At 71.2% G+C, this 25523-nt stretch carries 24 protein-coding genes and 2 pseudogenes; 17 read left to right on the forward strand and 9 right to left on the reverse strand.

Going from position 1 to position 25523, the window contains the following annotated elements:
• Window positions 1-209 precede the first annotated feature (209 nt).
• The 6 genes and pseudogenes from OG552_RS21080 to OG552_RS36470 form a co-directional block, all read left to right on the forward strand.
• Entirely contained in the window at window positions 210-401 is a 192-nt protein-coding gene (locus OG552_RS21080; protein WP_329135199.1) for a hypothetical protein, read from the forward strand.
• Window positions 398-877 carry an NUDIX domain-containing protein gene (locus OG552_RS36460; protein WP_443070985.1) on the forward strand — a complete coding sequence of 160 codons (480 nt, stop codon included), beginning with the start codon at window positions 398-400 and terminating at the stop codon, window positions 875-877. Before OG552_RS21080 ends, OG552_RS36460 begins: the two co-directional genes overlap by 4 nt.
• Complete coding sequence (gene hemC, locus OG552_RS21085) at window positions 874-1845, forward strand: hydroxymethylbilane synthase (RefSeq protein WP_329135201.1); 972 nt, start codon at window positions 874-876, stop codon at window positions 1843-1845. The genes OG552_RS36460 and hemC overlap by 4 nt, the downstream gene beginning before the upstream one ends.
• Before the next feature lie 165 nt (window positions 1846-2010).
• The gene (locus tag OG552_RS21090) at window positions 2011-2424 is read left to right on the forward strand and encodes a DUF3592 domain-containing protein (RefSeq protein ID WP_329135203.1); all 414 of its coding nucleotides are present in this window, start codon (window positions 2011-2013) and stop codon (window positions 2422-2424) included.
• 450 nt (window positions 2425-2874) lie between these two features.
• Window positions 2875-3330: pseudogene (locus OG552_RS36465) on the forward strand (ricin-type beta-trefoil lectin domain protein); the annotation flags it as partial.
• A 51-nt stretch (window positions 3331-3381) separates the two neighbouring features.
• Window positions 3382-4062: pseudogene (locus OG552_RS36470) on the forward strand (polysaccharide lyase family 7 protein); the annotation flags it as partial.
• Between the two features lie 86 nt (window positions 4063-4148).
• On the opposite strand, the gene OG552_RS21100 reads toward OG552_RS36470, so the two are convergent.
• A complete protein-coding gene (locus OG552_RS21100) occupies window positions 4149-5054 on the reverse strand; it encodes a DUF3152 domain-containing protein (RefSeq protein WP_329135207.1) in 906 nt (301 codons plus the stop codon).
• Window positions 5055-5290: 236 nt separating this feature from the next.
• Here OG552_RS21100 and OG552_RS21105 point away from each other — a divergent pair, with 236 nt between their 5' ends.
• Genes OG552_RS21105 through OG552_RS21115 form a run of 3 tightly spaced genes read left to right on the forward strand, consistent with a single transcriptional unit; the run spans window position 5291 to window position 8233 of the window.
• Window positions 5291-5980 carry a response regulator transcription factor gene (locus OG552_RS21105; RefSeq protein ID WP_329135210.1) on the forward strand — a complete coding sequence of 230 codons (690 nt, stop codon included), beginning with the start codon at window positions 5291-5293 and terminating at the stop codon, window positions 5978-5980.
• A 10-nt stretch (window positions 5981-5990) separates the two neighbouring features.
• Window positions 5991-7604 carry a sensor histidine kinase gene (locus OG552_RS21110; protein WP_329135212.1) on the forward strand — a complete coding sequence of 538 codons (1614 nt, stop codon included), beginning with the start codon at window positions 5991-5993 and terminating at the stop codon, window positions 7602-7604.
• Window positions 7601-8233 (forward strand): hypothetical protein, encoded by a 633-nt coding sequence (locus tag OG552_RS21115; RefSeq protein ID WP_329135213.1) that lies wholly within the window; start codon window positions 7601-7603, stop codon window positions 8231-8233. Before OG552_RS21110 ends, OG552_RS21115 begins: the two co-directional genes overlap by 4 nt.
• 86 nt (window positions 8234-8319) lie before the next feature.
• Here OG552_RS21115 and OG552_RS21120 read toward each other — a convergent pair whose 3' ends face one another.
• Both OG552_RS21120 and OG552_RS21125 read right to left on the reverse strand, forming a co-directional pair.
• A complete protein-coding gene (locus OG552_RS21120; protein ID WP_329135215.1) occupies window positions 8320-9108 on the reverse strand; it encodes a hypothetical protein in 789 nt (262 codons plus the stop codon).
• A 107-nt stretch (window positions 9109-9215) separates the two neighbouring features.
• On the reverse strand, window positions 9216-9977 hold the full coding sequence (locus tag OG552_RS21125; RefSeq protein WP_329135217.1) for an SDR family NAD(P)-dependent oxidoreductase: 762 nt from the start codon (window positions 9975-9977) through the stop codon (window positions 9216-9218).
• A 361-nt stretch (window positions 9978-10338) separates the two neighbouring features.
• Here OG552_RS21125 and OG552_RS21130 point away from each other — a divergent pair, with 361 nt between their 5' ends.
• Complete coding sequence (locus tag OG552_RS21130; RefSeq protein ID WP_329135219.1) at window positions 10339-11616, forward strand: acyltransferase family protein; 1278 nt, start codon at window positions 10339-10341, stop codon at window positions 11614-11616.
• Between the two features lie 107 nt (window positions 11617-11723).
• On the opposite strand, the gene OG552_RS21135 is transcribed toward OG552_RS21130, so the two are convergent.
• The 5 genes from OG552_RS21135 to OG552_RS36475 all read right to left on the reverse strand — a co-directional run bounded on the left by OG552_RS21135 (window position 11724) and on the right by OG552_RS36475 (window position 16111).
• The gene (locus OG552_RS21135) at window positions 11724-11963 is read right to left on the reverse strand and encodes an SCO5918 family protein (RefSeq protein WP_329135221.1); all 240 of its coding nucleotides are present in this window, start codon (window positions 11961-11963) and stop codon (window positions 11724-11726) included.
• A gap of 118 nt (window positions 11964-12081) precedes the next feature.
• Complete coding sequence (locus OG552_RS21140; RefSeq protein WP_443070986.1) at window positions 12082-13167, reverse strand: fatty acid desaturase family protein; 1086 nt, start codon at window positions 13165-13167, stop codon at window positions 12082-12084.
• A 205-nt stretch (window positions 13168-13372) separates the two neighbouring features.
• Complete coding sequence (locus tag OG552_RS21145; protein ID WP_329135223.1) at window positions 13373-15031, reverse strand: DEAD/DEAH box helicase; 1659 nt, start codon at window positions 15029-15031, stop codon at window positions 13373-13375.
• Between the two features lie 181 nt (window positions 15032-15212).
• Window positions 15213-15416, reverse strand: a complete 204-nt coding sequence (locus OG552_RS21150) for a cold-shock protein (RefSeq protein ID WP_329135225.1) — start codon at window positions 15414-15416, stop codon at window positions 15213-15215.
• Between the two features lie 266 nt (window positions 15417-15682).
• The gene (locus tag OG552_RS36475; RefSeq protein ID WP_093735943.1) at window positions 15683-16111 is read right to left on the reverse strand and encodes a hypothetical protein; all 429 of its coding nucleotides are present in this window, start codon (window positions 16109-16111) and stop codon (window positions 15683-15685) included.
• 436 nt (window positions 16112-16547) lie between these two features.
• Here OG552_RS36475 and hemL point away from each other — a divergent pair, with 436 nt between their 5' ends.
• From hemL to ccsB, 7 genes are all read left to right on the forward strand, one after another.
• Window positions 16548-17864, forward strand: coding sequence for a glutamate-1-semialdehyde 2,1-aminomutase (hemL, locus tag OG552_RS21160; RefSeq protein WP_329140972.1), 1317 nt, complete (start codon window positions 16548-16550; stop codon window positions 17862-17864).
• The gene (locus OG552_RS21165) at window positions 17861-18541 is read left to right on the forward strand and encodes a histidine phosphatase family protein (protein ID WP_329135229.1); all 681 of its coding nucleotides are present in this window, start codon (window positions 17861-17863) and stop codon (window positions 18539-18541) included. The genes hemL and OG552_RS21165 overlap by 4 nt, the downstream gene beginning before the upstream one ends.
• Before the next feature lie 686 nt (window positions 18542-19227).
• Entirely contained in the window at window positions 19228-20571 is a 1344-nt protein-coding gene (locus tag OG552_RS21170) for a hypothetical protein (protein WP_329135231.1), read from the forward strand.
• Between the two features lie 132 nt (window positions 20572-20703).
• Window positions 20704-21315 carry a TlpA family protein disulfide reductase gene (locus tag OG552_RS21175; protein ID WP_329135233.1) on the forward strand — a complete coding sequence of 204 codons (612 nt, stop codon included), beginning with the start codon at window positions 20704-20706 and terminating at the stop codon, window positions 21313-21315.
• Between the two features lies 1 nt (window position 21316).
• Window positions 21317-22117: a cytochrome c biogenesis CcdA family protein gene (locus OG552_RS21180; RefSeq protein ID WP_443070987.1), complete on the forward strand. Its 801-nt coding sequence runs from the start codon at window positions 21317-21319 to the stop codon at window positions 22115-22117.
• A 3-nt stretch (window positions 22118-22120) separates the two neighbouring features.
• Window positions 22121-23896, forward strand: coding sequence for a cytochrome c biogenesis protein ResB (gene resB / locus OG552_RS21185; protein WP_329135235.1), 1776 nt, complete (start codon window positions 22121-22123; stop codon window positions 23894-23896).
• The gene (gene ccsB, locus OG552_RS21190) at window positions 23893-24984 is read left to right on the forward strand and encodes a c-type cytochrome biogenesis protein CcsB (RefSeq protein WP_329135237.1); all 1092 of its coding nucleotides are present in this window, start codon (window positions 23893-23895) and stop codon (window positions 24982-24984) included. The genes resB and ccsB overlap by 4 nt, the downstream gene beginning before the upstream one ends.
• A gap of 42 nt (window positions 24985-25026) precedes the next feature.
• Here the strand turns inward: ccsB and OG552_RS21195 are convergent, their stop codons facing one another.
• A complete protein-coding gene (locus tag OG552_RS21195) occupies window positions 25027-25422 on the reverse strand; it encodes a PLD nuclease N-terminal domain-containing protein (RefSeq protein WP_329135239.1) in 396 nt (131 codons plus the stop codon).
• Between the last annotated feature and the right edge of the window lie 101 nt (window positions 25423-25523).

Raw genomic sequence — 25523 nt, forward strand, 5'->3', positions numbered from 1 at the left:
AGGCGAACGACCGGAATTTCCGGCTGGGCCGACCGCATGCGGGAGGAACTTTTCCTCCTGCGCAGGTACCAGCTGTCGTTCACTCAACTACGGACGCGGTAACGGAGACCTCGTCGTCTCCGAGTTGGACAGGCTGACCGAGCGCTGGGGAATCGACCGGTTGCCGTTCGGCAAGGGGGTCCGGGGTGTCCTGAAGGGAGAACCGACGAATGACGCGCAACGGAGCGGCCTGGGTGGGCGACGAAGTAAGGGACGAGAACGCCGAGCGGGAGGGCATCGTGACAGATGTCCGGGGCGGCCGGTATCGGCTCCGCGCCCTCACAAGGCCCGGGGAGTGGGCGGCCGATTCGTCGGAACGGCTCACCGTCACCGTGCCGCTGGAACGCGGAGTCGGCCGATGAGTCCTGAGGGGCCGGCCTCCGGTCATCCGATCACAGCTTCGGTCCTCTTCACGGACGAGAACGACCGAATTCTCGTCGTCCATCCGGCTCGGCGCCCTGAAGGTCAATGGGCCCTTCCTGGCGGCCTTGTGGAGGCCGGGGAGTCCCCGGTGGAGGCCGCGCGGCGCGAGATCCAGGAGGAGTTGGGTCTCGCGACGGACATACGGACCACCGACTTGATGGCAGTCGAGTGGCTGGAGGCCGTGACCCCCGGCCGCCGGGCCCGGCTCGCGCTCGTCTTCGCGGGTCCCCGGTTGTCCACAGCGGACGCTGAGGGGATTGTGCTGCAACGTCGCGAGATCACTCGCTGGGCCTGGGTCCGTCCGGATACGGCTCTGGAGATCCTGCACCCGCGTGTAGCCCGGCGCGTCCGCGGGCCGCTCCAACTCCCCGGATCAACGCTCTACCTTGAGACCAGGAACGAGAGGACCCCATGAACAACTTCCCGGCCGACCGCACTCTGCGGATCGGCACCCGCAGCTCCCCGATGGCCCTGGCCCAGGCCCATATGGTCGCGGACCTCCTGCGCAAAGAGGAGGCGGAGATCCAGGTCGAACTGGTGCCGGTGACCACCGAAGCGGACCTGTGGCAGGGGGACTTGGCTCAGCTCGGCGGCAAGGGTCTGTACGTCAAACAGATCGACACCATGCTTCAGCGTGGAGAAGTGGATATGGCGGTCCACTGCGTCAAGGATGTGCCGGGCGACCAACCCATGCCCCAGGGCCTGGTCTTCGCCGCTTACCTGCCGCGCGACGACGTACGCGACGTGCTCCTGTTCCCGGAAGGCTCCGAGATGCAGAGGCTCGACGACCTTCCGCCCGGTGCCGCCGTTGCCACCTCGGCTGTTCGCCGCAAAGCTCAGGTCAATCGTGTGCGACCGGACCTCAATGTCGTTCGGGTACGCGGAGCTGTCGGCACGCGCATCGAGAAACTCGACGGGAAGAAGAAGATCGACACCAGGCTGGACGCCATGATCCTGGCGACCTCCGGCCTGGAGCGGCTGGGGCTGTCCCACCGAGGTCGCCAGGTCTTCACCGTGCAGGAGATGCTCCCGGCTGTCGGTGCCGGAGTTCTCGGCTTGGAGTGCCGTCACGACGACGGCTCCGTGGCCGGTCTGCTGAGTCGTCTCAACCATGACAGGACGATGACCGAGGTCACCGCCGAGCGCGTGATGCTCCACGGCCTGAGGGGCCACTGCAACAGCCCCATCGCCGGTCACTGCGTCACCGAGCCGGACGGTCAACTCTCCCTGCGGGGGATGGTCTTCTCCCGGGACGGCGCCAAATTCGTCCACGCCCACATCTGGGGCGAGAGCAGCAACGACCCCGGCACTCTCGGCGCTCGCGTCTCCGCGGAACTGCTGCGCCAGGGGGCGCGGGGGATCATTGCCGGCAATCCGTACTGACGCCCAGGCCCGGAGCCCCAACTTGGCTTGGGAGGCTCTTCTGCGACGCGGGCCTGGCCGTGCGGGAGTTCAGAGGTTCTCTTGAGCTGGGAGTGCGGGTTGCGCGGGTACGTACCCGCGTACGCCGGGCCGTTGGGGCGGGCGGGGGAGCAACGGGGGAGCGGGATGGGGCTGTTGCATGCGGTGCCCGCGCTGATCGCGGTCATGGCGGTGGGGACGGCGTACCGGGTGGTACGGCGGGCGATGGAGTTGCGCGCTGCGTGGCGCAGCGGGCTCACCGCGGAGGCGCGGTGCCTGCGGGCGTACCGCACGCACGGTGAGAACGGCAGTACGCGGCACCATGTGTACGGGTTCACCACCGCCGAGGGCCTTCAGGTCCGCTTCGAGGAGCGGAACGGTCCAGCAACCGTCGTGGAGGGCGACTACGTCACCGTGCACTACACCGCCGCCCGGCCGGGGAAGGCCACGGCGATCCCGCCACGGGGCGCCAGAACCGCGGCGAGCACCGTGGCCGCGCTAGCTTTCCTGGGCGCGGTGGTCGCCTTCTGCGCGGTGTTCGTCTCGTTGGTCCCGGCGTAGTAGCTGTGACCGGGCCGGTCCGTGCCGGGTCGACCGTTCGCGTGGCCGGTGCCCCGTCAGGGGCGCGGGGAACTGCGCGCTCGGCCACGGCGGGGCCGCGGGGTGGCAACTGCCTTGTGCGGGTGGGTGGATGGAGCGGGGCTCGGTGCGGCGCCGGCCCGCGGACGGCCCTGCGTTCCGACCGGTTCAGGTGGCGGCGTTGTTCGGGGGGGCGGGGACCCCCGGTTTGGCGGCCCCACCCGGCCGCCACACGCGGCCGTCCACCTGTTCGCCCGGCCGCCGAACGCGCCCGCCCCGCCCCGGCGGACCCCCCGCTCACCGCCCAGGCCCCCCGCTCACGCGAACCCACCGAACGACAGGGCCCGTTGACGCCGTGGCACCGGCATGTTATTCAACAGTGGCGCACCCTTGGACTAGACCATTCCCCCACTACGTGTCTAAGGACCCCACATGAAACGTCGCACCAAGCTCCTCGCGGTGGCCACTGCCGCAGGCGTCGCCGGAACGCTCAGCGTGCTCGGCAACAGCAGTGCCTCCGCGGCAACCGCGGGCCCCATCGTCGGGCTCGGCGGCAAGTGCGTCGACGTGGCCAGTGCGTCCACGGCCAACGGCACACACGTGCAGACGTACGACTGCAACGGCAGCAGCGCGCAGAACTGGACGGTCGGCAACTCCGACAACTCGATCCGGGCGCTGGGCAAGTGCATGGACGTGACCGGCGCGTCGACCGCCAGCGGCGCCAAGGTCCAGCTCTACGACTGCAACGGCACCGGTGCGCAGCAGTGGACCGTGAGCAACGGCGAACTGGTCAACACCGCGTCGGGCAAGTGCCTGGACGTCACCGACAAGTCCACGGCCAACGGCAACCAGCTCCAGATCTGGACCTGCACCGGGGCGTCCAACCAGCTGTGGACGCTGCCCGGCGGCAGCACACCTCCGTCCGGCGGGCTCAACACGTCGGTCGCGCCCGGCGGCAACTTCAACCTGTCGGTCTGGGAGCTGCAGGAGCCGGTGGGGTCGCCGGGCTCGCCGACCACGATCTCGTCGTCGCGGCTGCAGGGGGCGGGCGGCTTCCAGGACCAGTACTTCTACACCGACGGGTCCGACGGCGCGATGACGTTCTGGGCGCCGGAGAAGGGCGTCACCACGCCGAACTCCAACTACGCCCGGTCCGAGCTGCGGGAGATGAACACCAACGGCAGCGCCGCCGACTGGTCGCTGGCCGGTACGCACCGGCTCAACGCGTCGCTCCGCGTGGTGTCCGTGACGTCGAACGTCTGCGTCGGGCAGATCCACCTCGGCTCGGGCGGCACGTCCACCAAGCCGCTGATCGAGCTGTACTACCACTCCAACGGCGACATCGTGGCGGGCGTCGAGAACTCGCCCTCGGGCGGCCAGACGACGCACCCGGTGGGCCACGTCGCGGTCGGCACGAAGTGGAGCTACACGATCGGTGTCTCCGGCGGCAACACGATCGACCTGACGGTCAACGGCACCACCACGCACTACGCGATCCCGTCCTCCTTCAACCCCTACAAGCAGTACTTCAAGGCCGGTTCCTACAACCAGTCCTCCTCCGACAGCACCACCAACGGCGCCCGCGTCGCCTTCTACACCCTCACCGTCTCCCACAGCTGACCCCCCACCCGGCGGGTGTCCGCACCCCGGATCCCCCCACCCGCGGCCACCCGCCACCCGGCCCACCCGCCCCGAGCCGTTTCGGCCTACGGGACGGGTGGGCCGGAGAGGTAGCGGCCCTGGCGGTCGTAGGGCCAGGCGTTGGGGGTGCAGCCGTGGAGGCCGTCGATCTGCTGCATCATCGCGGGGGCCGGGCGGCCGGGGCCGGGGCAGCCCTCGTGGCCGTGGCCGATACGGTGGCCGACCTCGTGGTTGATGATCAGCGCGCGGTACTCGTGGAGCGGGCCGGGGAACTCGGGGGAGCCGGTGTTCCAGCGCTTGAGGTTGACCACGACCTGGTCACCGACATCGCAGTTGACCTCGCCGTGGGTGTGCAGGCCGGCCGCGCCGCAGATGGCGTCCACGGTGCCGGGGGTGGCGATCTTGATCTCGAAGTCGTAGCTGCCGCCGGAGACCAGCTGGAAGGCGTCGTGGCCGTCGGCGGTCCAGCCGCGGGGGTCGGCGAGGATGCCGGCGATCTCGTCGGCCGCGGCGGTGGCCGGGACACCGCTGCCGTCCTCGACCTGGACCTTGTAACGGCGGACCGTCCCCCGGCCGACGGAGGTGCCCGCCGCCCGGGCGGTACGGAACTTCCCGTTGCCGGCTGTGGGCCCGGCGCCCGGCGGAGTGGGCTTCCGCGACGGCGCCGGCGAGGAGGTGCCGGGCGCCGCACCGGTACCGGACGGTCGCGGGCTCACCGAATCCGGAGAAGCCGGAGAAGCCGGAGAGGCCGGAGAGAGCGGAGAGGCCGGAGAGGCCGGAGAAGTCGCCGGGCCCGTCGGCACCGCGCCGGCCGCGGACGTGCTCGCCGCGTCGGTCCGCCCGCCGTTGAAGAAGACGATCACCGTGCCGAGCAGGCCGAGCGCCAGCAGGGTGCCGATCAGGGCGGCTCGGCGGGGACGTCTGCGAGGGTGCGCGTGCGAGGCGGAGCGCGGTTTCGGTGCGGAGTGCATGACCGTTCACGGTGGAGGCCCGAGGTGATCGCCCGTGGCGCAAAGGGTCACGAGACGGTAACGCCGACCGGCCCCGGGCCGCCGCCCCGCCCCGACCCCGCCCTCACCCGGCTCCCGCCGCGCTGCCGCCCCGTCCGACGTACCCGCCCCCGCCCGAGTGTGATCCTTCTGTAACGGCTGCCCCCTGAGCTGCATCTTCCGGTCACCCCTTCACCCCGCTCGCGCATACTGGCCGCATGTCCCGAGTCCTCCTCGTCGAAGACGACCCTGCCGTCCGCAAGGGCGTACAGCTCGCGCTACGGCACCAGGGACACGACGTCTGCGCCGCCGGGACCGGCGAGGAGGGCCTGGAACGGCTCCGTTCCTTCCGCCCCGACGTGGTCGTGCTCGACCTGATGCTCCCCGGCATCGCGGGGCTCGACGTGTGCCGGCGGATCCGGGAGCGTGACCAGGTCCCGATCATCATGGTGACCGCCCGGGGCGACGACGTGGACGTGGTCGTCGGCCTGGAGGCCGGCGCGGACGACTACGTGGTCAAGCCGGTCCAGGCCCGGGTGCTCGACGCCCGCATACGCGCGGTGCTGCGCCGGCTCAACCCGTCCCCGTCCGAGGCGGTCCGGCCGCGGCCGGAGACCCACGGCGACCTGACCATCGACCGGGCCGGGCTGGTCGTCTCCCACCACGGCGAACGCGTCCCGCTCGCCCCCTCGGAGCTGCGGCTGCTGCTGACGCTCTCCGCGGCGCCCGGACAGGTGCTCAGCCGGCAGCAGTTGCTGGAAGCGGTCTGGGAGCACAGCTACCACGGGGACATCCGGCTGGTGGACGCCTGCGTGAAGCGGCTGCGCGGCAAGCTCGGGGAGCTGGGCGGGGACCCGCGCTACATCCAGACCGTACGCGGCTTCGGCTACCGCTTCCGCTCCCAGTGAGCCCCGCACGATGACCCCCCGCACCGTGACCCCCGGCCGGCCGGCCCCCGCCCCCACCGGCCGGGCACCCGCCGCGCACGCGTCAACCGCCCCCGCCGGCCCGGCCCCCGCCAACGGCACCCCCATTAACGGCGCTCCCATCAACGCCACCCCCGCCGAACCCAGCCTCGCCGCCAGAACCCTGCTCGCCCTGCGCGGCCTCCGCTTCCGCCTCGTCGTCGGCTTCGCCATCGTCGCCGTGGTCAGCGCCCTGAGCACCGGCCTGCTCGCCTTCCGCGAGGCCAGGACCGGCGTGCTGCAGCAGAGCCAGGACGCCGTCATCAAGCAGTTCCGGGACAGCATCGACAGCCTGGCCCCCGGCATCCCGCCCGCCCCGACCCAGAACGACCTGCAGAATCTGGTGTCCGCGGTGGCCCGGGCCCACCAGTCGCAGGGCTGGCAGGTGCTCGCCACCTACGGCGGCACCCGCGCGCTCGCCGCCCCGGCGGACGCCTTCGCCGAACTGACCCCGGAACTGCGCGAGTCCGTCGCCACCCGGCGCGCTGCCGTCTTCCAGCGGGTGGACGCGGACGGGCAGCCGGTCCTCGTGGTCGGCCTGCCGGTCGCCTACGGCGGGAACGACACCAGCGTCTCGGCGCTCTCCGGGGTCGTGTTCTACCTGATCGTGCCGCAGAGCACGGAACAGGCGTACGTACGGGCGATGATCACCGCCATCGAGCACGCCACCTTGTCCGCGCTGCTGGTCGCCGTCCTGCTGGCGCTGCTCGCCGCCAGCGGGGTGCTGCGGCCGGTACGCGCCCTGCGCCGCGCGACCCGGCGGATGGCCGAAGGGCACCTGGACGTACGGCTGGCGGTCAACGGCTCCGACGAGCTCGCCGACCTGTCGCGGTCGTTCAACGACACCGCGGCCGCGCTGGAGCAGTCCGTCACCGAGCTGCGCCGGCTGGAGGCGCAGGCCCGCAGATTCGTCGCGGACGTCTCCCACGAACTGCGCACCCCGCTGGCCGCGATGTCGGCGGTCACCGACGTACTCGACGAGGAGGCGCCGCACTTGAACCGGGAGACCGCCGACGCGGTGCGGCTGATCAGCCAGGAGACCGGGCGGCTCGCCCGGCTGGTGAACGACCTGATGGAGATCTCCCGCTTCGACGCAGGCGCCGCCCGGCTCAACCTGGACGAGATCGACCTGGCCGAGTCCGTACGGCGCACGCTGGCGTCGCGCGGCTGGCTGGGCGAGGTGGAGACGCAGCTGCCCGCGGCGCTGCGGACAAGGGTCGATCCGCGCCGGCTCGACGTGGTCGTGGCCAATCTCGTCGGCAACGCGCTGCGGCACGGGGCGCCGCCGGTACGGCTCTCGCTCGGCGTCAGGGACGAAGGACCGGAAGGGGCGTGGGTCGTCATCGAGGTCACCGACAACGGCCCCGGCATCGCGCCGGGCGCGCTGCCGCAGATCTTCGAGCGCTTCTACAAGGCGGACACCACCAGGACCCGCAGCGAGAGCAGCGGGCTCGGGCTGGCGATCACCGCCGAGAACGTCCAGTTGCACGGCGGCAGCGTCCGGGCCGCGAACCGTCCGGGCGGCGGCGCGGTCTTCACCGTCGAATTCCCGCTGGACCTGTCATGACCGGCCCGCTGCTGAAGTGGCTCGGGCTCGCCGTCCTGCTGGGCCTGACCGCCTGCGGTGTCCCGCCCTCCGGCGTCATCCAGGCCGGGGCGCCCGCCACCGGGATGTCTCCGGCCACCACCCTCTACTTCGTCGCCCGCGGCGAGGACGCCACCCTCGTCGCCGTCCCCCGCCGTACGGCCGCTCCCGTCGACCCGGCCACCGCCGTTGCCCTGCTGCTGGGCGGCCCCGAGGAGTACGAGCAGCCGAAGCTCGGCACCGAGCTGCCCCGTTTCTCCGCCCCGCCGAGCGTCTTCACGACCTCCGGCGGCGTCCTTGTCACCCTGCCCAAGGACGCCCCCCGGCTCGGCGCGATCGCGGTGCTGCAACTCGTCTGCACGGCCGGCGCGGCCTTCACCGCAGGCCCGGATACCGCGTCCGGGAAGGCGGCGGACTCCGCACCGACCCGCCTCGGCGCGGTCCCGAGGAGGACCTTCCCGAGTGAAACCGTCCCGGGGAAGGCCGTTCCCACCGCGGTGCCGACCGCTCCGGGCGCCCCGCGGATCGCCGACCCGGGCGCCGTGACCGTCAGCGTGGTCGGCGAGGGATGGCGGGTGACCCGCTCGGCGGACAGCTGCCCGGCCGCCTGAGCCCCGGCCGGCGAAGACACACCGCCCGCCCGCCTGAGCCACGGCCGCCGAGGACGCACCGCCCGCCTGAGCCCCGGCCGCCGCGGTCAGCGCGACAGCACGCTCATCAGGTGCCGCATGGTCGCCGGGAGCGCCGCGTCGACACCGGCACCGTCGGCCGGCGGCGCAGCCGACCCGCCCGACGGGTCCGCGGTGCCGGCCAGGACGATGGAAGAGCTGATGTCGAGCGTGAAGACGGCGCCGCCGTGCAGGACTTCCAGCGTCCGGCGGTTGGCGCTGGTGGAGAGGAACGCGCGGTCCCCGAGCCCGCCCAGCGGACGCGTCACCGTATCGCGCTCGGCGGCGTCGTCCGACGGGTAGAGGCTGATGTAGTCGCCCCCCGGGTCGTGCGCCGGCACCCGGATGGGGGGCTTGAAGCGGCTGGTGTCCTCGAACTCGGTCCGCGGGTCGGTCTTCTCATGCAGGGTGACGCTCAGCGAGATCGTGTAGTCGGTCCGCGGGCCGTCGTCGCCGCTCTGCAGGGAGATCAGGGTGCAGGAGAGCTTCGTCAGGGCCGGACCCCTGGTGATCAGCGCGCCGTCCGAGTAGAGCCGGGTGCTCAGCACACCGGTGAGCGGCTGGAGGTTCCGCGTGGTGCACGGATCACTGGTCAGGTGATATCCGTGCAGGTCAGGCGCGGAAGCATGGTCGTCGGCCGGGCTGTGCAGGACGCCGGCCCAGACCGCGGAGGCGGCCACGGTCCCGCCGAGCGCCCACAGCCACGGCCGCCACCGCGCGCCCGCGCGGCCGGCCGGCGGTGGTTCGCCGGCGCCGCTGAGGACGTCGGCGGGCGGACCCGGCTGCGGGTCGCCCGCCATCTCCGGCTCGGTGATCACGCCGCGGCCCCCCGTCGCTGAGTGCGCACACTCTACGACGGTCCGGAGCGGTCCGGTACGCCGGTCTCAACTCCCGTGGGGGGCGGGGGAGTCGGGGTGGGATGGGGTCACTTGTCGCGGTGGACCTTGTAGTTGCTGGCCTGTGCGCGGGGGCGCAGCACCAGCAGGTCCACGTTCACATGCGGCGGGCGGGTGACCGCCCAGGCGACGGTGTCGGCGACGTCGTCCGCGGTGAGCGGTTCGGCCACGCCCTCGTAGACGGCGGCGGCGCGGTCCGCGTCCCCGCGGAAGCGGGTCAGCGCGAACTCGTCGGTCTTCACCATGCCGGGGGCGATCTCGATCACCCGCACCGGGCGGCCGACGATTTCCAGGCGGAGCGTTTCCGCGATCACATGGGCGCCGTGCTTGGCGGCCACGTAACCGCCGCCGCCCTCGTACGTCCCCAGGCCCGCGGTGGAGGAGATGATCACGACCGTGCCGTCGCCGGACGCGGTCAGGGCGGGCAGCAGGGCCTGGGTGACATGGAGCACGCCGAGCACGTTGACCTCGTACATGGTGCGCCAGTCGGCCGGGTCGGCGGTGGCGACCGGGTCGGTGCCCAGGGCGCCGCCGGCGTTGTTGACCAGCACGTCGCAGGCGTCGAGGGAGGCGGCGAAGGCGTCCACCGCGGCGCGGTCGGTGACGTCCAGGGTCTGTACGGCGACGCTGCGGCCCTCGGCGGTGAGCTCCTTGGCCAGCGCGTCGAGGCGGTCGGCGCGGCGGGCGGTGAGGACGACGTGGTAGCCGGCCTCGGCCAGCCGGCGTGCGGTCGCGGCGCCGATGCCGCTGCTCGCTCCGGTGACCACTGCGGTACGGGGGCGGGGGGTCATGCGCGGCTGCCTTTCGTCGTACGTCCTGCGGTGCCGGCCGTTCGGGCCTGCCCGCTTCAGCATAGGCGGGCCCGTCCGGGCGCCGCCCGGCGCCCGGACGGGTACGAACCGGGCGGATCCCAGGCATCGGTGGTCGGCCGGTGCCGCCCGGATGGCCGGGAGGTGACGGGCAGGCAAGCGGGAGCCGCCGGGCGGTGTTTCGGGGGCGAAGCCTGGGTTAACTCTGCCGCGCCGCCACCCCCCTCCTGCGGATTGACAGGTCGCTGTCGTAGGTTGTCGGGGTCCTTCGGAACGGCGGATTCCGCTGAACCGGGCGGCAGGCAGGCGGACCATGTCCGCAATTGACTGACGAGGACGGTCCATGAAACACGCGGTAAAGAGCAGTACCGGAGAATGGCCGCGCGGCTCCGGGGCGGCGGCGGGCGCCGACAGCTCAGGCCCGGCGCCCCCGGACGTCCCGGAGTCCGGCGCCGAGCCGGCGTCTCCGTCCGCGACCCACCCCACGGCGGTGCCCGTTCCCGCCGGAGCGCCGCAACCCGCCGGGCCCGCGCCACCCGGCCGCCGCCCCCGTATCTACGTGGTGGACGGACTGCGCCTGCTGGCCGCCGTCGCGGTGGCCCTGCACCATTACGCCGGCACCGACCGGGCGAACAGCCCGCGCAGCAACATCTGGGACCGGCCGGTCTCGGCGATCATGCCGACGGTCTTCCGGATCGCCGCGTACGGCTGGGTGGGCGTCGAGATCTTCTTCGTCATCAGCGGCTTCGTGATCTGCATGTCCTGCTGGGGCCGCCGGCCGCGGGACTTCTTCGTCTCCCGGGTGATCCGGCTCTACCCGGCGTACTGGTTCGGTGTCCTGTTCACCGCCGTGGTGGTCACCATGGTGCCGGGCGTATGGCCGAAGCCCAGACCGCAACTGGTCCTCTTCAACCTGTCGATGTTCCAGTCCGGTGCGCAGCTGCCCAGCGTGGACGGGGTGTACTGGACGCTCTGGTCGGAACTGCGCTTCTACCTGGTTTTCCTGATCGTGGTCGCCTTCGGGCTCACCTACCGCAGGGTGGTGCTCTTCTGCTGCGTCTGGGGCGCGCTGGCGCTGGTCGCGCCGGCGTCCGGGTTCCCGATGCTGGTGCTGTTCGCCGACCCCGACGGGGCCTGGTACTTCATCGCGGGCCTCGCGCTCTTCTTGATGTACCGCTTCGGCCAGGACATGCTGCTGTGGGGCATCCTCGCGCTCTCCTGGCTGATGGCGCAGAACGAACTGGGCAACCGGATCAGCACGGTGGAGCATGTCTCCGGCTGGCGCGGGGCGCTGCTGATCTACACCCTCTTCCTGCTCTTCATGGTGGGAGTGGCGCTCGGCCTCACCGACCGCCTGCAGTGGAAGTGGCTGGTCACCGCGGGCGCGCTGACCTACCCCTTCTATCTGATCCACTACTCGGCAGGCACCATCCTGATCAACCGGCTGCAGGACCGGGTGGACGCCCGGCTGCTGGTCGGCGGGCTGATCCTGGCGGGGCTGCTGTTCGCCTACGCCATCCACCGGCTGATCGAACAGCCACTGGCCCGGGTCCTCAAGCACAACCTCACCAAGGCGTTCGTGCGCCTGGGCCCGGTGCCGGAGCGCAGACCGGCGCCCTGACCGGGACCGGACAGCGGTCGGCCCGGAGTGCGGTGCGCGCTCTGTGAGCACGCGGCACTCCGGGCCCGCTTCGTCATCCGTCCTGCCGGGTCACCGGTCCCGCCGGATCACTCGACGGACGTCCGGCAGGGGAACCCGAGTGCGGCCATCGCCCGCTGCACCTCACCGGAGCTGAAGTCCCGCCGGTCCTGCCGGGTGAGGACCGCACCCACCTGCATGACCGGGTAGCTGACGCCGCCGATCTCGACCGATACCCCCGTGACGGGCTCGGGGGTGACGCCGTTCATCGCCTCCTCCACCTCGTTCCGGTGGAAGTAGAAGTGTCGGCGGGCGATCGTCACGCGCATCATGCCTCAGCAAGGGGACGGAGGGGTGGAGCCGGACTGCCACACTCTCATGTTCGCGGCAGTGGTGACACCCGGGCAGAATCCGCGCGGGCCGGTCCGGCCCGCGGCCGGCCGCCCCCTACACCGAGGGGTTCGCGCGCAGCGCGCGCAGCGGTGCGCCGACCTCGTGCAGGTGCCGCAGGGCCTGGGCGTACGACGAGATCAGCCCGGTCTCGGTGTACTTGATGTCCAGTTCCTCGCAGTACCGCTGCACGATCGGGCGGGCGCGGCGCAGGTGCGGGGTGGGCATGCTCGGGAAGAGGTGGTGCTCGATCTGGTAGTTGAGACCGCCGAGCGCCAGGTCGATGAACCAGCCGCCGCGGACGTTGCGGGAGGTGAGCACCTGCCGGCGCAGGAAGTCTGGGCGGTCGTCGCCCTTCATCGTCGGCATGCCCTTGTGGTTCGGTGCGAAGGTGCAGCCCATGTAGACGCCGAAGACGGCCTGGTGGACGGCGAGGAAGGCGAGCGCCTGGAGGGGGGAGAGCACCAGCAGCAGGACGGCGAGGTAGCCGACGATGTGCACGCCGAGCATCACCGCTTCGAGGACGCGCTGCTTGTACACCGGGCGGAAGAGGGCGCGGGCGCTGGCCACATGGAGGTTCATGCCCTCCAGCGTGAGCAGCGGGAAGAAGAGGAACGCCTGGCGGCGGCCGACGAACCGGGCCACTCCGCGGGCCGCCCGCGCCTGGTCGGTGGACCAGACCAGGACGTCCGGGTTGACGTCCGGGTCGAGTTCCTCGTGGTTGGGGTTGGCGTGGTGGCGGGTGTGCTTGTCCTGCCACCAGCCGTAGCTCATGCCCACGCAGAGGTTTCCGGCGATGCGGCCGGCCACCTCGCTGGGCCGGCGGAGCCGGAACACCTGGCGGTGCGCGATGTCGTGGGCGACGAGCGCGATCTGGGAGAACATCACGCCGAGGACGGCCGCGATGATCAGTTGCCACCAGGAGCTGCCGATTATGGCGAACGCGGTCCATGCGCCCGCGTACAGCACCGCGACGCCGCCGATGCGGGTCACGTAGTAGCCGGGGCGGCGCTTGAGCAGCCCCGAGGTGGCCATGCGCTTCGCGAGCCGGGCGAAGTCGCTGCCCGTGTCCTCGGGATCGCCGGCCGGCACACCGGAACCCGGCGGCGACGTTTCGTGCATGGTGGAGGAATCGATGGTCATGACAGGACCCGTCCCCGGGCGCGTGGACCCGGTGTATCCACTCACCGCAGGATGACACCGTCTATGAGTCCGGTATGCGAGATGTCCTCGGCCCGGCCAAGCGTACCCGGAACCGGCCGGTATCCGGCCGGCTCGCGGGTCAAGCCTGAACTCGCCACAGGGCCTTTATGCAGCCTTTATGCGATCACGCGAGGGTTCCCCGCCGCTAGGCGGCGTGCCTGCGGGACTGGGACCGCTCGGGCCGCGCGGTCCTGCCGGTGCCGTTGCCGGTCCGGTTAGCCGCGGTGCCGCCACGCCCGCCACCGGCGCCGGCGGCGGTCCGCCCGCCGCCGGAACCGGACGGTGTACGCCCGCCGGCCGACCCCTGCCCTGAGCGCTGCTGGCCGCCGTTGCCGGCCGCGCCCGCGCCCGTACCCGTGCCCGTACCGCCGCTGCGGCGCCGGCCGCGCCTGCCGCGGCCGGACGGCGCGGTGGCGCTGCCACCGGGGTGCGCGGCGGGGACCGGCACCGCGATGGTGACCGGGATGCCGGACGGCACCCGGGCGCCGGTGATCCGGGCCAGTTCGGCGTCCCCGGAGCGCACCTGGGCGGTCTTCGGGGCGATCCCGGCGTCGCGCATCAGCCGGTCCATGTCCCGGCGCTGCTCGGGCAGCACCAGGGTGACCACGCTGCCGGACGCGCCGGCCCGCGCGGTACGCCCACCACGGTGCAGATAGTCCTTGTGGTCGGCGGGCGGGTCGACGTTCACCACCAGGTCGAGGTCGTCGACGTGGATGCCGCGGGCGGCGACGTTCGTGGCCACCAGCGCCGTCACATCGCCGCTCTTGAACTGCGCCAGGGTGCGGTTGCGCTGCGGCTGCGACTTGCCGCCGTGCAGCGCGGCGGCGCGGACACCGCCGGCGAGCAGGTCGCGGGTCAGCCGGTCCACCGCGCGCTTGCTGTCCATGAAGAGGATCACGCGCCCCTCGCGGGCCGCGATGCGGATGGTGGCGGCGCGTTTGTCGTCACCCGCCACGTGCAGCACGTGGTGCTCCATGGTGGTGATGGTGCCCGCCGACGGGTCGACGGAGTGCACCACCGGGTCGGTGAGGAACATCCGGACCAGCTTGTCGACGTTCCGGTCGAGCGTGGCCGAGAAGAGCATTCGCTGGCCGCCCGGCTGCACCTGCTGGAGCAGCGCGGTGACCTGCGGCATGAAGCCCATGTCGGCCATCTGGTCGGCCTCGTCGAGGACGGTGATGGCGACCTTGTCGAGCCGGCAGTCGCCGCGCTCGGTGAGGTCCCGCAGCCGGCCCGGGGTGGCGACGACGACCTCGACGCCTTCCCGCAGCGCGCCGGCCTGCCGGCCGATGGACATGCCGCCGACGACCGTGGTCATCTTCAGCCGCAGCGTGCGGGCGTACGGGGTGAGCGCGTCGGTGACCTGCTGGGCCAGTTCCCGGGTCGGGACCAGCACCAGGGCCAGCGGCTGCCGGGGTTCGGCGCGCTGTCCCGCGGTACGGGCCAGCATCGCCAGGCCGAAGGCGAGCGTCTTGCCGGAGCCGGTACGGCCACGGCCCAGCACGTCCCGGCCGGCCAGCGAGTTCGGCAGCGTGGCGCCCTGGATCGGGAACGGCACGGTGACGCCCTGCCGGGTCAGCTCGGCGAGCAGCGGCGCGGGCATGTCCAGCGCGGCGAAGGTCTCCACGGCGGGCAGCGGCGGCGTGGTGCTCACCGGCAGGGCGAACTCACCCTGGACGGCGGACGGCCGGCGGCTCGGAGCGGAGCGGCGGGGCGAGCCCGAAGAGCTCGCGGACGCCGGTGCGGCAGACGATGTGGTGCGAGGCGAATAGCGCGATGAGGTGCGTCGGCCTTTGCCATTCATATGCGGAGTCTTCCTCGAAGGCGGCGCGTGCCAGGAATGACTCCGCAGCGTCCCGAAGGGGCGGAGACTCGCAGAACGAGCCGAACAGATGAATGAATGGAAAACCAATTCATGGAGAACAGCAGAAAAGCCGGGCCCCGCGCCCGAAAGTGCGGGACCCAGCCGTCGTGCTGATCCGGGACTAGGCCGGGACGATGTTCTCCGCCTGCGGGCCCTTCTGGCCCTGCGTGACGTCGAAGCTGACCTTCTGGCCTTCCTGGAGCTCGCGGTAGCCCTGGGTGGCGATGTTCGAGTAGTGGGCGAAGACGTCAGCGCCGCCGCCGTCCTGCTCGATGAAGCCGAAGCCCTTTTCCGCGTTGAACCACTTCACGGTGCCGGTTGCCATATCTGACTCCTCTTGATAGGGGCAGTTTCCAAGCCCGCACTTTACGGGCCCGAAGTCGCTGCATTGACCCCATCTGGAGGCCGGAAAACAAAAATGCGCCCGAGGGTCACATCCCGTCAGGCGCACACAGAGTTCATGGGTACCAAAACTGCAACTCGCTCCACTTTACCACAGGGCCTCTGACCGCCGCTTGCGGCGGGCCCAGCTGCGTGTCCTGGACGTGGCGGGGATCCGCCAGAGGCAAACCGGACGAAGCTCGTAAAGCGTCACGGCCAGACCAGACAGTAGAGCTGGTGCCCGGACTCCTCGCAGCGGCGGGCGAAGTCCTGCCACTCGTGCAGCATGCGGTAGATCACAAACGCGTCCCGCGGCCCGCGGCGGTCGGGAACCGTGGACCAGATGAACGCCGCGGCGCCCAGCGACTCCTCGTCGGCGGTCCGCAGCGGCTCGACCACGGAGGCCGGCAGCCGTACCACCGCGTAGTCGGGGTGCAGGACGACCAGCTCCAGCGGAGGGACCTTGGAGGGGGCTATGCCCTCGATACCGGTCAGCACCATGGCGGCCATCGTCTCCGGCTTGACCTTGGTGTACATGCCCTGGCCGAGTTCGTCGCCGCCGAGCTCCTCGGGGCGCATGGAGATCGGGACACGTGCCGCAGTCGCCCCGTCGGGCGCACCGAAATACTTGTAGGTCACCCCCACTCGGCCACCCCTGCTCCTGCCCTCTGCGGTCGATCGGTGTTCTGGTCTGCGGTGTTCGCGCTCCGCGCGAGGTTCCTGTTGCTCGTGGTGTTCTTGATCGCGTTCTGCTGCACTGCGGTGTTCAGGTGTGTGTGGATCTTGTGGTGCCGGATCCTTGGGTACTGGATCCTGTGGTGCCGGATCCTGCGGCGCTCGGCGGCGTCTGCCGGTGGGGCGGGCGCGTTCGGGATCGTGATCGCCCGGGCTCTCGCCCGGTTCGCCACCACGCTGCTGCATTCCACTACCCGACCATCCGCTGACCCAACCATGCAACCCGATCATCGTCTCAGATGCCGTGTTGAGACGTTGCGGCGCAACGCCCGCCATTTGAGAGCATGTGGGGGTGAGTGATCCTGTGAACCCCGTGAACGACCCGAACGACCTGAACGCTGTGCCGCGCGCGAGTTACCCGTACGCGGCACCAGTGTCCCAGGAACTCTTCGACCGCGCGGCGGCCGTGACCCCAGGAGGGGTGAACTCTCCGGTCCGGGCGTTCCGCGCGGTGGGCGGAACACCACGCTTCATGGTCTCCGGCCGGGGCCCGTATCTGACCGACGCGGACGGGCGCGAGTACGTCGACCTCGTCTGCTCCTGGGGGCCGATGATCCTCGGGCACGCCCGCCCGGAGGTGATCGAGGCGGTACAGGCGGCGGTTGCCCGCGGTACGTCCTTCGGCACCCCTGGCGAGGGCGAAGTCGCCCTGGCCGAGGCGATGGTGGCGCGGATCGAGCCCCTGGACCAGGTACGGCTGGTGTCCTCCGGCACGGAGGCCACCATGTCCGCGATCCGGCTCGCCCGCGGCTTCACCGGGCGGGCCAAAGTGGTCAAGTTCGCGGGGTGTTACCACGGTCATGTGGACGCCCTGCTGGTGGCCGCGGGTTCCGGAGTGGCCACTTTCGGGTTGCCGGACACCCCAGGGGTGACGGGCGCGCAGGCCGGTGACACCGTCGTGCTGCCGTACAACGACATCGAGGCGGTGCGGCAGGCGTTCGCCGCGCACCCCGGCGAGATCGCCTGCGTGATCACCGAGGCGTCGCCCGGCAACATGGGCGTGGTCCCGCCGCGGGACGGCTTCAACGCCGAACTCAAGCGGCTGTGTTCGGAAGCGGGCGCGCTGTACATCTCCGACGAGGTGATGACCGGCTTCCGGGTCGGCCGGGCCGGCTGGTACGGGATCGACGGGGTGCGTCCCGACCTGATGACCTTCGGCAAGGTGATGGGCGGCGGCTTCCCCGCGGCGGCGTTCGGCGGGCGGGCCGATGTGATGGCGCTCCTCGCGCCGGCCGGGCCGGTCTACCAGGCGGGCACGCTCTCCGGTAACCCGGTGGCCACCGCGGCCGGCCTCGCGCAGCTGCGGCTGCTGGACGAGGCGGCGTACGCGACGGTGGACGCGGTCTCCGCGGAGATCAGGGGGCTGGTGACGGAGGCGCTCACCAAGGAAGGGGTGGCGCACCGGGTGCAGGTGGCGGGGAACATGTTCTCGGTCTTCTTCACCGACCAGGAGGTACGGGACTTCGACGACGCGAAGCGGCAGGAGGCGTACCGTTTCACCGGCTTCTTCCACTCGATGCTGGCGCAGGGCGTGTATCTGCCGCCGTCGGCGTTCGAGTCCTGGTTCGTGTCCACCGCACACGACGAGCGGGCCGTGGCGCGGATCGCCGCGGCGTTGCCCGCTGCGGCGCGTGCAGCAGCGGAGGCTCACGCATGAGCGACGAGGAACTGACCGTGGTGCACGTGGTGCGGCACGGCGAGGTGCACAACCCCGGCGGGGTGCTCTACGGGCGCACCCCCGGGTACCACCTGTCGGAGCTCGGGCGGCAGATGGCGGACCGTGTCGCGGAGCACCTGGCGGGGCGGGACATCCGCTACGTGGTGGCGTCGCCGCTGGAGCGGGCGCAGGAGACGGCGGAGCCGATCGCCGCGTCGCACGGGGTGGAGCTCGCCACGGACGGGCGGCTGATCGAGGCGGCCAACATCTTCGAGGGGAAGACCTTCGGGGTGGGGGACGGCGCGCTGCGCAACCCGCGGAACTGGAAGTACCTGGTCAATCCCTTCAAGCCGAGCTGGGGGGAGCCGTACGTGGACCAGGTGGTGCGGATGACGGCGGCGCTCGCGGCGGCGCGGGACGCGGCGCGGGGGCACGAGGCGGTGTGCGTGAGCCATCAGCTGCCGATCTGGATCGTGCGGTCCTACGCGGAGCGGCGGCGCCTGTGGCACGACCCGCGCAAGCGGCAGTGCACGCTGGCGAGTCTCACGTCCTTCACGTACGAGGGGGACCGGATCGTCTCGGTCGGCTACAGCGAGCCGGCGATCGACCTCGTCCCGCCGCATCTGCGCGCGGGCGCGAAGCCGGTGCCGGGGGGGCAGAAGGCCTTCGGAGCCTGACCCTCCGGGGGCGACCCCGACATACCCCGCCCTTCTGGGTCCCCTGCCCGCCGACCGCGGGGCCCGCGGCCCCCGCCCCGTTGCGGTTGCCCGCCTGCCGACCGCGGGGGCCCCGGTTGTCCTCTGGCCTGCGGGAGGGGGGCTTGCTTGCTCCTGCTCGCTGCTCGCGATGAACGGTGCCCGGGTTCGTGGCCGATACGGTCCGGTCCGGTGGCTGTCCCCTGCCCGGTGGCGGGTTGCGCGCGCAGTTCCTCCCCCAGACTTCGTCCGGGGGTACCCCCAGCGCCCCTTGATGGTCCATCTCTTCCGCGGAGGTGGCCGCCGGAGGGGGCCCGCTCGGCGGGTCTTTCGCGGAGGACGGTCACCACCAGGGGCGCGAGGAACTGCGCGGCCCGCCACGACGGGCGGGAGGGTGATCGCATGCCGCAAGGGGCTGGCCCGTTTCGGTACGTCTTCCCAGGGGCGCGAGGAACTGCGCGGCCCGCCACGACGGGCGTGGGGGTGATCGCGGGCCGCAAGGGGCTGGCGTTGTGGTGATATTAGTGGGCTGTTTGGGGGGTTATAAGAAGGAACCGCTGGGTTTGGGGTGACCGCGCGGAATCTGTCAGCTTCAGGGCGGGTGCTCGGGTTCAAAAAAATTCATCCGCTGAGGAGACGCCGGAAGACGCAGAAGGACGGGGACGCGCATGAGTGCCTTGAGCCGCAGGACCTTGCTGACCACCGCAGCCGGCGCAGCCGCCGGCGTGGCCGCCGCGGGGTGCGGCGCACCCACCGGGGGCAAGGCGGCGGGTCCTGCGCCCGGCGTGCGCAAGACCGGGGAGAAGTCCAGCGCCAACCACGAGCCCGCCCGTACCGTCACGCTGATCGGCGACGGCTCCACCGCCAGCACCGGCGCCCAGCCCAACCAGCCGGTGATCGACCGCCTGGAGCCCGGCCAGACCCCGCCCCAGTTCGTGATCTTCTCCTGGGACGGCGCCGGCGAGGTCGGCAACGGCCTCTTCCCCCGCTTCCGCAAGCTCGCCGCCGACCACGGCGCCCACATGACCTTCTTCCTCTCCGGCCTCTACCTGCTGCCGGAGGCGAAGAAGCTCGCCTACGCCCCGCCGAACAGCCCCCTCGGCGCCAGCGACATCGGCTACCTCACCGACGAGCACCTCCGGATGACGCTGGACAACGTCCGCCAGGCCTGGCTCGACGGCCACGAGATCGGCACCCACTTCAACGGCCACTTCTGCGCCGGCACCGGCAGCGTCGGCCGGTGGACGCCCGCCGACTGGAAGAGCGAGATCGACCAGGCGAAAGCTTTCGTCACCTCCTGGAAGACCAACACCGGCTGGCACGACCAGGACCCGCTGCCCTTCGACTACGAGAAGGAACTCATCGGCGGCCGCACCCCCTGCCTGCTCGGCCAGGACAACCTGCTGCCGACCGCCAAGGCCCTCGGCTGGCGGTACGACGCCAGCTCCCCGGGCGGCAACCAGACCTGGCCGGTCAAGCGCGACGGCATCTGGGACTTCCCGCTCCAGCTGATTCCTTTCCCCGGGCACACGTTCGAAGTGCTGTCGATGGACTACAACATGCTCGCCAACCAGTCCCACGCGGCCACCTCCTCCGACCCCCGCAACTACCCGTACTGGCGCAGCCAGGCCACCGCCTCCTACGTCGCCGGCTTCCAGCGGGCGTACGAGACCAACCGCGCCCCCTTCTTCATCGGCAACCACTTCGAGCAGTGGAACGGCGGCATCTACATGGACGCCGTCGAAGAAGCGTTCAAGCACATCGCCTCGCTCGGCCAGAAGGACGTGCGGATGGTCTCCTTCCGCCAGTTCGTGGACTGGCTGGACGCCCAGGACCCGGCGGTCGTCGCCCGGCTGCAGGAGCTGGAGGTCGGTGAGCAGCCGCCCGGCGGCTGGGCCGAGTTCCTGGCACCCGCCACCAGCTCCGCCCCGCCGCAGCCGGTCGCCCCCTCCGCCCCGCCGCAGCCGGTCGCCCCCTCCGCCCCGCCGCAGCCGGTGGTCCCCTCCGCCTAGGCGCGCCCGGCTGTCCCTTCCGCCCGGGCACAGCCGGCGTACAGCTGCTCCTTACTTGGGGCGATTGCCGCTTTTGGTGACGGTATCGGGGGGCGGAAAAGATCGCCCGAGGGCACATGCGAAACTTTTCACATGAGTCCTACGCGCGCCCTCCGACGCCGCCCGTTCCGCAGTGCCGCGGCGCTCGCCGGAGTCGTGGTGCTGGCGCTGGCAGCCGCCGCCTGTTCCTCCAGCTCCTCCGGTTCGTCGAGCGGCAGCTCCAACTTCGTCGGCGGCAGCGGCCAGATCACCATGGTGAAACCCGCCGACCGCAAGCCCGCGCCCGCCATCTCCGGCAAGACCGTGGCCGGCGGCCAGGACAGCCTGGCGGCGTACAAGGGCAAGGTCGTCGTGGTCAACATCTGGGGCTCGTGGTGCGCGCCCTGCCGTGCCGAGGCCCCCAACCTGGCCGCGGTCGCCGCCGCCGAGGCGCCCAAGGGCGTGCAGTTCCTCGGTATCAACACCCGTGACCTGGACGTCTCCAACGCGCAGCGGTTCGACAAGACCTTCGGGGTCACCTACCCGAGCTTCTACGACCCCTACGGCAAGCTGATCCTGCGCTTCCCCAAGGGCAGCCTCAACCCGCAGAGCCTGCCGGCCACCCTGGTCATCGACCGGCAGGGCCGGGTCGCGGTCCGCGCGCTGAAGGCTCTCAGCGAGGACGAGCTGCGCCAGATGGTCGACCCCATCGCCGCGGAGAAGTGACGTGGCAGCCGGCGCGCTGGCCGCCCTGGCGGCCGACTCCAGCCAGACCGTGCTCGCGGTGGACCCGAGCCAGACCGTGCTCACCGGTGCGCTGCTCGCGGCCATACCGATCGCGATGTTCGCCGGGCTGATCTCCTTCTTCTCGCCCTGCGTCCTGCCCCTGGTGCCCGGCTATCTGTCCTACGTGACCGGCATCACCGGCACCGACCTGGGCAACGCCAAGCGCGGCCGGATGGTGGTCGGCGCCACCCTCTTCGTCCTCGGCTTCAGCGCCGTCTTCGTCTCCACCGGCGCCCTCTTCGGCAACTTCGGCTCGGAGCTCCAGGCGCACCGGCAGACGCTGATGCGCGTCTTCGGCATCCTCACGATCGTGCTGGGGCTGGCCTTCATGGGCCTGGTCGGCGGTATCACCCAGCGCGAGTTCCGCTTCCACTTCCGGCCGAGCGTCGGCATGACGGGCGCTCCGCTGCTCGGCGTGCTCTTCGGCCTCGGCTGGGCGCCCTGCGTCGGCCCGACGCTCGGCGCGGTGGAATCGCTCGCGATCAGCGACGCCAGCGCGGGCCGCGGCGCCCTGCTGATGATCTTCTACTGCCTCGGCCTCGGCGTCCCCTTCATCGTGGCCGCCGTCGCCTTCCGCCGTACGCTGGGCGCCTTCACGTGGGTCAAACGCCACTACGCCTGGGTCATGCGGATCGGCGGCGGCATGCTGGTCGCCGTCGGCATCCTGCTCGTCACCGGCGTGTGGGACCACATCACCTACCAGATGCAGATCTGGTCGAGCAGCTTCACCCCAGGGGTCTGACCCATGAGCATCACGCAGAAGACGGACGGCGACGCCCGTGCCGGCGACGCGGACCAGGACCGCACGGAGGACGGACTCGGCGCGGCCGGCGCGCAGTTGAGCACCCAGCCGGCCGACACGCTGGCGCAGGCGCCGGCGATGACCGTGTTCGGCTGGCTGCGCTGGACCTGGCGGCAGCTCACCTCGATGCGGGTGGCGCTGATCCTGCTCTTCCTGCTCTCGCTCGGCGCGATCCCCGGTTCGCTCATCCCGCAGCGCTCCGACATGCTCAAGGTCGACGCGTTCAAGAAGGCCCACCCCGACATCAGCCCGCTGTACGACCGCCTGGGCATGTTCCACGTCTACAGCTCGCCGTGGTTCTCGGCCATCTACATCCTGCTCTTCGTCTCCCTGGCCGGCTGCATCGTTCCCCGCAGCTGGCAGTTCGTCGGCCAGCTGCGGGCCAAGCCGCCGGCCGCCCCGCGCCATCTGACCCGGCTGCCGGCGTACAGCACCTGGCGGACCGACGCGTCCCCCGAGCAGGTCACCGAGGCCGCCCGCAAGGTGCTGCGCGGCCGCCGGTTCCGTACCCACGTCACCGGCACCTCGGTCGCCGGTGAGAAGGGCTACCTGCGGGAGACCGGCAACCTGATCTTCCACATCGCGCTCTTCGGGCTGCTGATCGGCTTCGCGCTCACCTCGCTGGAGAAGGCCGAGGGCGGCAAGCTGATCGTCGAGGGCGACGGCTTCACCAACAACCTGACGCAGTACGACGACTTCAGCCCCGGCACCTGGTACGGCGCGGACGACCTGCAGCCGTTCGGCTTCACGCTCGACAACTTCGAGTCGCGGTACGCCACCAGCGGGCCGGAGCGCGGCAGCGCGCTGAAGTTCCAGGCGAACATCCACTACTGGAACGGCGACGAGGGCAAGCAGACGGCCGGCTCCATCTCGGTCAACCACCCGCTGAGCATCGGCGGCGAGAAGGTCTACCTCATCTCGCACGGCTACGCGCCCGTGGTCACCGTCAAGGACGCCCAGGGCAACGTCGCCTACCGGGGCCCGGTGCCGTTCCTGCCGCAGGACAACAACCTGACGTCCACCGGCGTGATCAAGGTCCCCGACGCGGTCGGCAAGAACGGCAAGCCCGACCAGCTCGCCTTCAGCGGCTACTTCACCCCCACCGGCGACACCAGCCGCGGCCCGATCTCGCTCTTCCCCGAACCCGAGCAGCCCCTGCTCTGGCTCACCGCCTACCACGGTGACCTGGGCATCGACTCCGGTATCGCGCAGAACGTCTACCAGCTCGACACCACGCACATGAAGCAGTACGAGCTCGGTACGCGGACCGGCGTCAACGGCGTCACCCTCAAGCCCGGTGAGGCCATCACCCTGCCGGACGGTTCCGGCAGCCTCACCTTCGACGGCATCAAGACCTGGGCCAGCTTCACCGTCTCCCACCAGTCCGGCAATGTGCTCGCCCTGGTCAGCGGCGCCTGCATGATCGTCGGGCTGATGGGGTCGCTCTTCATCCAGCGGCGCCGGATCTGGGTGAAGGCCGGCGCCGGCACCGACAGCACCGACGGCGCCACCCTGGTGGAACTCGGCGGCCTCGGCCGCTCGGAGTCCGCCCGGATCGCCGACGAACTCGGCGACATCGGCCTGCAACTGCTGCCCGACGCACCCGTCAAGCCGGACACCGTGCCCGGTCCCCGCCCGGACCCCGACGGCAGCCCACCGGCCTCCGAGGATTCCGGAACGCCCACGCCCCAGACGAACGACGAAGGAGCCCGCGCGTGAACTTCGCGGCCGCGGTCAACGAGAACTTCGCGAACTACAGCAACTACCTCATCCGCTCGGCGATGTTCATCTACGCACTCGCCTTCCTCGCACACCTCGCGGAGTGGGTCTTCGGCGGCCGCAGCAAGGTCGCCGTGCAGTCCGCCGCCCTCACCGCGGAGCGGACCGCGGCGGCGGACACCGCCGCCGGGGTCACCGTCCAGGTCGCCCAGCGGGGCGGCACCACCACCATCGAGCGGCCGAAGGTCATCACCCGCTCCTCCGCCAGCGACCGCGGCATCGCCGACGGCCCGGGCGCCGCGGGCACCAGCGACAAGGGCGACCTCTACGGCCGGATCGCGATCTCCTTCACGGTGCTGGCCTGGCTGCTGCACGTCGGCGGTGTGGTCTTCCGCGCCGCCTCCGTACAGCGCGCCCCCTGGGGCAACATGTACGAGTTCTCCACCACCTTCGGCGCGGTCGCGGTCGGCGCGTACCTCGTGTTGCTGGCGCTGCAGAAGAACGTCCGCTGGATCGGGCTGATCCTGGTCACCGCGGTACTGCTCGACCTGGGCCTGGCCACGACGGTCCTCTACACCTCCAGCGAGCAGCTGGTGCCGGCGCTGCACTCGTACTGGCTGTGGATCCACGTCTCGTGCGCGATCATCTCCGGCGCGGTGTTCTTCCTCGCCGCCATCGGCACCGGGCTCTACCTCTTCCGCGACCACTACGAGCTCGCGCTGACCGCCGGCCGGGCACAGAACAACCGGTGGGGCGACATCATGCGGCGGCTGCCGGCCGCGGCGAGCCTGGACAAGTTCGCGTACCGGATGAACGCGCTGGTCTTCCCGCTGTGGACCTTCACCATCATCGCGGGCGCGATCTGGGCGCAGGCCGCCTGGGGGCACTACTGGGAGTGGGACCCGAAGGAGACCTGGTCCTTCATCACCTGGGTCGCCTACGCCGGTTACCTGCACGCCCGCGCCACCGCGGGATGGAAGGGCCGCAAGGCCGCCTACCTCGCGCTGATCGCCTTCGCGTGCTTCCTCTTCAACTACTACGGCGTGAACATCTTCGTGTCGGGCAAGCATTCGTACGCCGGAGTGTGAGACTCGTCGGACGGACCCCGGAGCCCCGTCCGGCTCCGGGGTCTACTCGCTGTCCGGTGACCCCGACGGCGACGTGCCGTCCTTGCGCTGCTGCTTGATCAGTTCGCTGAGCGACCGCAGGAACTCCGGGTTGTCGTCGGGGGCTATGAACCGCGGCGCCGGCTGTTCCTCGACCGCCCGGTCCGCACCGGCCGCGGCCGGCTCGGGCACCGCGCGGCGCCGGTAGCCGTACGCCGACTGCGGGTAGGCCGCCGCCACCCGGCGCTTGCCGAGCATCAGCCAGGCCAGCGGGCCGACCAGGATCTCGCCGAAGAAGAGGATGACCACCAGCCACATCAGCTTCGGCCCGCGCATGTCACGCTGCGGCGTGCCGAGGCAGTCCACCAGCGCGTAGATCCACAGTGTGATCAGCAGCAGGTACGGCAGATAGTGCAGCATCAGACCCCCACGTCCCCCATGTCCGGCAGAGCGTTCAGTAACGGGTCGACCAACCCATGACCTGTTCCAGGTTAACCACGGCGTCCACACCGCGGGCCCCG

Source organism: Streptomyces sp. NBC_01476 (assembly GCF_036227265.1).
In the GTDB taxonomy this organism is placed as follows: Bacteria; Actinomycetota; Actinomycetes; order Streptomycetales; family Streptomycetaceae; genus Actinacidiphila.

Excerpts from the sequence above, each read along its gene's own strand:
- OG552_RS21170 (WP_329135231.1), top strand. The coding sequence starts at position 19,228 with ATGAGTGCCTTGAGCCGCAGGACCTTGCTGACCACCGCAGCCGGCGCA.
- resB (WP_329135235.1), top strand. The coding sequence starts at position 22,121 with ATGAGCATCACGCAGAAGACGGACGGCGACGCCCGTGCCGGCGACGCG.
- OG552_RS21165 (WP_329135229.1), top strand. The coding sequence starts at position 17,861 with ATGAGCGACGAGGAACTGACCGTGGTGCACGTGGTGCGGCACGGCGAG.
- OG552_RS21140 (WP_443070986.1), bottom strand. The coding sequence starts at position 13,167 with ATGACCATCGATTCCTCCACCATGCACGAAACGTCGCCGCCGGGTTCC.
- OG552_RS21175 (WP_329135233.1), top strand. The coding sequence starts at position 20,704 with ATGAGTCCTACGCGCGCCCTCCGACGCCGCCCGTTCCGCAGTGCCGCG.
- OG552_RS21100 (WP_329135207.1), bottom strand. The coding sequence starts at position 5,054 with ATGCACTCCGCACCGAAACCGCGCTCCGCCTCGCACGCGCACCCTCGC.
- hemC (WP_329135201.1), top strand. The coding sequence starts at position 874 with ATGAACAACTTCCCGGCCGACCGCACTCTGCGGATCGGCACCCGCAGC.
- OG552_RS21135 (WP_329135221.1), bottom strand. The coding sequence starts at position 11,963 with ATGCGCGTGACGATCGCCCGCCGACACTTCTACTTCCACCGGAACGAG.
- OG552_RS21150 (WP_329135225.1), bottom strand. The coding sequence starts at position 15,416 with ATGGCAACCGGCACCGTGAAGTGGTTCAACGCGGAAAAGGGCTTCGGC.
- OG552_RS21195 (WP_329135239.1), bottom strand. The coding sequence starts at position 25,422 with ATGCTGCACTATCTGCCGTACCTGCTGCTGATCACACTGTGGATCTAC.
- OG552_RS21115 (WP_329135213.1), top strand. The coding sequence starts at position 7,601 with ATGACCGGCCCGCTGCTGAAGTGGCTCGGGCTCGCCGTCCTGCTGGGC.
- OG552_RS21090 (WP_329135203.1), top strand. The coding sequence starts at position 2,011 with ATGGGGCTGTTGCATGCGGTGCCCGCGCTGATCGCGGTCATGGCGGTG.
- OG552_RS21110 (WP_329135212.1), top strand. The coding sequence starts at position 5,991 with ATGACCCCCCGCACCGTGACCCCCGGCCGGCCGGCCCCCGCCCCCACC.
- OG552_RS21130 (WP_329135219.1), top strand. The coding sequence starts at position 10,339 with ATGAAACACGCGGTAAAGAGCAGTACCGGAGAATGGCCGCGCGGCTCC.
- OG552_RS36460 (WP_443070985.1), top strand. The coding sequence starts at position 398 with ATGAGTCCTGAGGGGCCGGCCTCCGGTCATCCGATCACAGCTTCGGTC.
- OG552_RS21105 (WP_329135210.1), top strand. The coding sequence starts at position 5,291 with ATGTCCCGAGTCCTCCTCGTCGAAGACGACCCTGCCGTCCGCAAGGGC.
- OG552_RS21125 (WP_329135217.1), bottom strand. The coding sequence starts at position 9,977 with ATGACCCCCCGCCCCCGTACCGCAGTGGTCACCGGAGCGAGCAGCGGC.
- OG552_RS21080 (WP_329135199.1), top strand. The coding sequence starts at position 210 with ATGACGCGCAACGGAGCGGCCTGGGTGGGCGACGAAGTAAGGGACGAG.
- OG552_RS21145 (WP_329135223.1), bottom strand. The coding sequence starts at position 15,031 with ATGAATGGCAAAGGCCGACGCACCTCATCGCGCTATTCGCCTCGCACC.